Raw genomic sequence first — 5,321 nt, forward strand, 5'->3', positions numbered from 1 at the left:
GTATTGAACCCTCCCTGGGTTGGGACGAGGCCCTAGTTTTCATCAACGGTTTCCTTAGCGAAGGTGAAACCCAACCTTGGGAAAAAAGACTGTTGTGGGAAACACTCCGACGTGCCGGATGGCAGGGATCCCTGTACTACCTTTGGTGGGATGCTTCCAACCCGGCGAGTTTGACCTTGTCCCCTCTGAAGCTAGGGGTAGGACTACTTACCCACTGGGAAGCCCACAAAGCAAAGGCCAAAGAAGTGGGACTGGACTACGCCTATCCCCTGCTCTCTGCTTTGCCGGAAAGGCAGATTACCCTGATGGGGTTTTCCTTGGGGGCAAGGGTAGCCTACTACATCATGCGCGGTTGGCCCCAGACTGCAGATCGGCGTCTTAAAGATGTTATCTTGCTCAGCGGTGCTGTTAGGAGGCAGGCCGATAAGAACTGGAGTCTACATATAGAAAATATCACCGGAAAGTTGGTGAATATCTACAACGAAGACGATTGGGTTCTGGCCTACGTCTTCAAAGCCCCTTCCCTCAACCGCAGCCCCTGTGGGATCAAGCCAATTAGAGAGTTTCACCCCAGAATTGAAAACCTCAATGCCACTCACCTAATCGGTTCAGGAGAGCATAGCTGTAAAGCCTATCTGCCTCACTTGGAGTTTCTTCTGGATCAAAAGCTGGACTGGAAAGCGCGCAGCAGCCGTTTGTTATAGGTCATGTTGATTTTTGACATTGAAGCCAGAAGAGAGCGGCGGCAACTGTAGAGAAAGGTGTTGATCTCCAACTCTCCTCTCCCCTTGTGGGAGAGGGGGGGCGAATAGCGGTTGGGGCATGAAGCAGTCACTTAGCTGCGCAAGGTAACCGGAAATTGTTTTGCCAACTGGGCCCTCACCTGGTTTTGCAGGGCTTCTACCTCCGCATCTGTCAGGGTGCGATCGGCAGCGCGGTACACCAGGCGAAAGGCAAGGCTGCGCTGCCCCTCAGGTACTCCTTGGCCACGGTACTCGTCGAAAAGCTGCACCGATTGGAGAAGTTCTCCGCCGGCTTGGCGAATGACTTTCTCGATCTCGCCAACCGTGAGGTCAAGCGGCGCAAAGAAGGCGATATCCCGATCGGCAGCAGGAAAAGGCGAAAAGGGAGCAAATTGCACAATGCCTCGTCTCTCCAGGCTTTCCAGTAAGGGATCCAACTGCAACTCAAACCCATAGACCTGATCCGGCAGGCCCTTTTCCTGGCAAAGGCGGGGGTGCAACTGGCCGAACAAGCCGATGCGGGATCCTGCGATCCACAGGCCGGCCTGACGACCGGGGTGCAGCAGCGGCGATTGCGCCTCAGGGGGATCCAGACGCAACTCTGGGCCAAATCCCAGCCGCTCCAGCGCCGAGACCAGCAGCCCCTTGGCCTCAAACCAGTCCATGGGTCGGTTGCGGTGTTGCCAATCGTGGGGATTGGGATCCCCGCCCATAATGCCGCCGACATGCTCGGCCTCTTGGTAAGGGTGGGGGCTGGTGGGCAGGGCATGGGCAAAGACACGGCCAATCTCAAAAGCTTGTAGCGGGCCGTTGCCTTGATCCCAGTTGAAGCGGAAGGCCTCCACCAGGCCGGGCAGCAGCGCCTTGCGCACAGCGGAGTACTCCGGCGAAAGCGGATTGGCGATTTTCACCAGGGAGCTGTCCTCTTCCGCCGGACAGAGGGAGATGTGGTACACCTCCGTCAGGCCAATGCCGCGCAGCACCTCTCGGATCTGGCGCGTGAATGTTTCTCGTGTCGAAAGGGATCCCACCTGCGGCTCGGTGGGCAAGGTTTCCGAGAAGCGGTCATAGCCGTAGAGACGGGCAAACTCTTCGATGAGGTCGATCTCCCGCTCAATGTCCCGCAGGCGATAGGGGGGAACGGCGACCTGCCAAACGCAGCGGGCCACAGTTGCCGTCTCGGTGGCGGGGGAGAGGGCACTCCGGGAGCTGACCTCCTCGCAGCGAGAGAGCCGAAAGCCCAAAGCAGACAAGATCTCTTCCACATCCGCTGCCTGCACCTCGTCCCCCAACACATCGATCAGCCGCGACAGCCGCAGCTTCAAGGTGCGCTCTAAAGGCGGACGTTGGTCGAAGCGGGTAAGGCCTACTACCGATCCGCCCGCCAGCTCCAAAATAAGCTCTACCGCCCGATCCCGAGCCTGATCGAGGGTGGCAAAGTTCACGCCTCGCTCATAACGGGTGGAAGCCTCGGTGCGCAGCGAGTGGGAGCGGGCCGAGCGCCGCGTCACCGCCGGATCGAAGAGGGCTGCTTCCAAAAAGATGCGGGTGGTGGTCGAGCTGACTTCGGTCTCTTCCCCTCCCATGACCCCGGCCAAGGCTACCGGTTGGCCGCCGGCCACAATGAGATGGCTGTCGGGCTGCAGGGTGCGGGTGTGGCCGTCCAAGGTTTTCAAGGTTTCTCCCGGTTGGGCCAGGCGCACTTCAAGGGTGGGCTTTTTCTTGCCCATGACCTGGAGCAGGCGATCCCAGTCGAAAGCGTGCAGGGGCTGGCCCCACTCCAGCAGGATCAGGTTGGTAATATCCACAACATTGTTGATGGGGCGCATCCCGGCGGCGGCCAGTCGGTGTTTCAGCCAGTCGGGGGAGGGGCCAACTTTCACCCCTTCGATCAACACGCCGCTGTAGGCGGGGCAGGCTTTGGCGTCAGCAATGCGCAACTGAAAGTTGGGGATGGGCTGGGCCTGCAGAGGCTTGATGGGCGGCAGGTGCAGCGGGCTGCGGGTGAGGGCGGCCACCTCGCGGGCGATCCCCACCATGCTCAGGGCGTCGGCGCGGTTGGCGGTGGAAGTCAGATCCAGCACCACATCGTCCAGGCCCAGCAGCGGGCGCACATCAGAGCCAAGCGGGTGCAGGCTGAGATCCAAATCGGGCGGAAATTCGTGGATCCCTGCCGAAGCTTTCTCCAGTCCCAGCTCGGCCAAAGAACAGATCATGCCCTCCGAGATCACCCCGCGCTTGTCGGCTTTGGCAATGGTAAGGGAGATGGCGGGCAAATAGGTGCCGGGCGTGGCCACCGCTACGAGGATCCCGGCGCGAGCGTTGGCGGCTCCACAGACAATGGTTGCAGGCCGATCGGATCCCAAATCCACCTGACAAACCTGCAGCTTGTCGGCGTTGGGGTGAGGCTCGGCAGCCAAGATCCTGCCCAGAACGACGCCGTCTGCCCAACTGCGGCGATCTTCGATCTCTTCCACCTCAAACCCTGCCAGGGTGAGGGCTTCCCCCAGTTCTTCCGGTGCAAGTTGGAAATCCACCAGTTCTCGCAGCCACTTCAAGGAGATGCGCATCGCTGAGCCATCGGTCAAACGCCGCACCCATTATCGCTCACCTGGCCCTCTTCTCCAGCCGGGATCCCGGCCCAAAATGTTGCTCTGGCCGGAGCCGGCAGGACAGGCTGGGATGCTAAAACGGTGAGAGCCAGATCCACCAGATGTGCCGATCGCGAGGTAATGAACCATGAGGGAAAACTGGACAGAACGGCTGCGCAACGGGCTGGTTGCCCTGGTGGCGGTGGTCATGGCGGCTGGCCTGTTTTTGGCTAGCCAAAGTCGTCAGGCAGGCACCCACCTAGAAGCTCTGGCCCAAGAGGCCATACCTTGGGAGCAAGCTCAAGCCAACGGCAAACCTTCTTTGGTGGAGTTTTATGCCGATTGGTGCACCACCTGTCGAGCGATGGCGTCTCTCTTGGCCGACCTAAAAAAGGAATTTGCCGATCAAGTCAACTTTGTCATGCTCAATGTGGATAATCCCAAGTGGCTGCCGGAGCTGAGCCGCTACCGGGTAAACGGGATCCCGCATTTTCTGTTTTTGGATCGGCAGGGAGAGGTGCTGGGATCGGCAATTGGAGAACAGCCGCCGTCGATTTTGCGGGCCAATGTGTTGGCTCTGGCCACTGGGCAGCCTCTGCAGTTGACCAGTATTGGGCCGGTGTCTGAGCTGGAGCGGAGTAGACCCACCCTCCCCAATCAGCCGGATCCCCGCAGCCACGGGTAGAGTTTTGGCCGAACAGAAGCACATTCACAACATGCGACATATAGCCATGCCGCTCCCAAAAACTTAAGACAAAGCAGATACGATGTCTTCAACTTTTCCCAGTTGGAGAAACCTCATGAAAAAGTGGATTGCCTCGGCTACAACCCTGGCCTTTTGTGTGCTGATCCTGGCTCTGTTTTGGCCCCATGCCACCCCTGCCCAGAGGCAGACCCTCAACCTCTACATCTGGTCAGAATACATTGATCCCGACATTCTCACGGCTTTTGAGAAAGCCACCAATAGCCGCGTGGTGGTGAGTGTGTACGAATCCAACGAGGACATGATCGCCAAGCTGCGGGGGGGCGGCGTCAGCCAGTACGACATCGTCGTGCCCACCGACTACGTTGTGCCCAACATGGTGGAGCTGGGCCTGCTGCAGCCTCTTAACAAAGACCTGATTCCCAACCTGAGCAACCTGGGCGAGAAATTTGTCGACCTGCCCTTCGACCCAGAGAACACCTACACCGCTGCCTACCAGTGGGGCACCACCGGCATCGGCTACCGCAAAGACCGCCTGCCGGAAAACTTCGAGCGCTCTTGGGGATTGATTTTCGACCCGCAGCAGCAGTACGGCCCCTTTGTGATGATCGATGAGATGCGCTCCATGATTGCCGCGGCAGCCCTCTACCTGGGCTTCGATATCAACACCACTGCTCGCTCCGAACTGCAGCAGATCCAGCAGCTTTTGATCGAGACCAAACGCCGCAGCGCCGGCCTCATCGGAGGCGTAGGAGGCAAAAATCAACTCGTCTCCGGAACGGCCAATGTGGCGATTGTCTACAGTGGCGACGCGCTGCAGGCGACCGAAGAAAACCCCAATATCGGCTATTTCGTCCCTCGCGAGGGCGCTCACATTTGGCTGGACGTGATGGCCATCCCTGCCAAAGCCCCCAATCCTGAGCTGGCCAATCGCTTCATCAACTTCATTTTGGATGCCGAGGTCGGCGCCCAGTTGAGCAACCACAACCGCTTCGCCACCCCCAACGCCGCAGCGCTGCCCCTGATCGATCCGGAAGATCGGAAAAATCCGGCCATCTACCCCGATGAAGAAACCTTTGCCAAACTGGGCTACCTCAAGGTGCTGTCAGGGGAAGAGCTGCGCCTCATCGACGCCCTCTGGACAACGGTGAAAAGCAGGTGAACGACTCCCGACACTCATCTTCGTTGAGTAAACACAACTTAGATAGAGTACGGCTTCACGCTTCACAGACTTGTTTGTACAGAGGTCTCAGCGTGCGGCCACCGTGCGACCCACGGCGGGAA

Annotated in this window: 4 protein-coding genes; 3 read left to right on the forward strand and 1 reads right to left on the reverse strand. The window is 59.0% G+C overall.

Translation table 11 applies throughout. The features are described 5' to 3' along the window. The coding region (locus tag NW857_RS10775; RefSeq protein ID WP_414368913.1) for a DUF726 domain-containing protein at positions 1–704 on the forward strand (704 nt) is incomplete at its 5' end. A gap of 131 nt (positions 705–835) precedes the next feature. Here NW857_RS10775 and pheT read toward each other — a convergent pair. After that, the gene (gene pheT / locus NW857_RS10780; RefSeq protein ID WP_414335353.1) at positions 836–3,313 is read right to left on the reverse strand and encodes a phenylalanine--tRNA ligase subunit beta; all 2,478 of its coding nucleotides are present in this window, start codon (positions 3,311–3,313) and stop codon (positions 836–838) included. Positions 3,314–3,482: 169 nt separating this feature from the next. Here pheT and NW857_RS10785 point away from each other — a divergent pair, with 169 nt between their 5' ends. Together NW857_RS10785 and NW857_RS10790 are read left to right on the forward strand one after the other, a co-directional pair. Then, positions 3,483–4,019, forward strand: a complete 537-nt coding sequence (locus NW857_RS10785) for a thioredoxin domain-containing protein (protein ID WP_414335351.1) — start codon at positions 3,483–3,485, stop codon at positions 4,017–4,019. Positions 4,020–4,101: 82 nt separating this feature from the next. Next, positions 4,102–5,199, forward strand: a complete 1,098-nt coding sequence (locus NW857_RS10790; protein WP_414368915.1) for a spermidine/putrescine ABC transporter substrate-binding protein — start codon at positions 4,102–4,104, stop codon at positions 5,197–5,199. Positions 5,200–5,321 lie beyond the last annotated feature (122 nt).

The organism is Synechococcus sp. H55.9 (genome assembly GCF_047462355.1).
In the GTDB taxonomy this organism is placed as follows: Bacteria; Cyanobacteriota; Cyanobacteriia; order Thermostichales; family Thermostichaceae; genus Thermostichus.

What these genes read in the sequence shown, in the direction of transcription:
- pheT (WP_414335353.1), bottom strand. Translation starts at nt 3,313, where the DNA reads ATGCGCATCTCCTTGAAGTGGCTGCGAGAACTGGTGGATTTCCAACTT.
- NW857_RS10790 (WP_414368915.1), top strand. Translation starts at nt 4,102, where the DNA reads ATGTCTTCAACTTTTCCCAGTTGGAGAAACCTCATGAAAAAGTGGATT.
- NW857_RS10785 (WP_414335351.1), top strand. Translation starts at nt 3,483, where the DNA reads ATGAGGGAAAACTGGACAGAACGGCTGCGCAACGGGCTGGTTGCCCTG.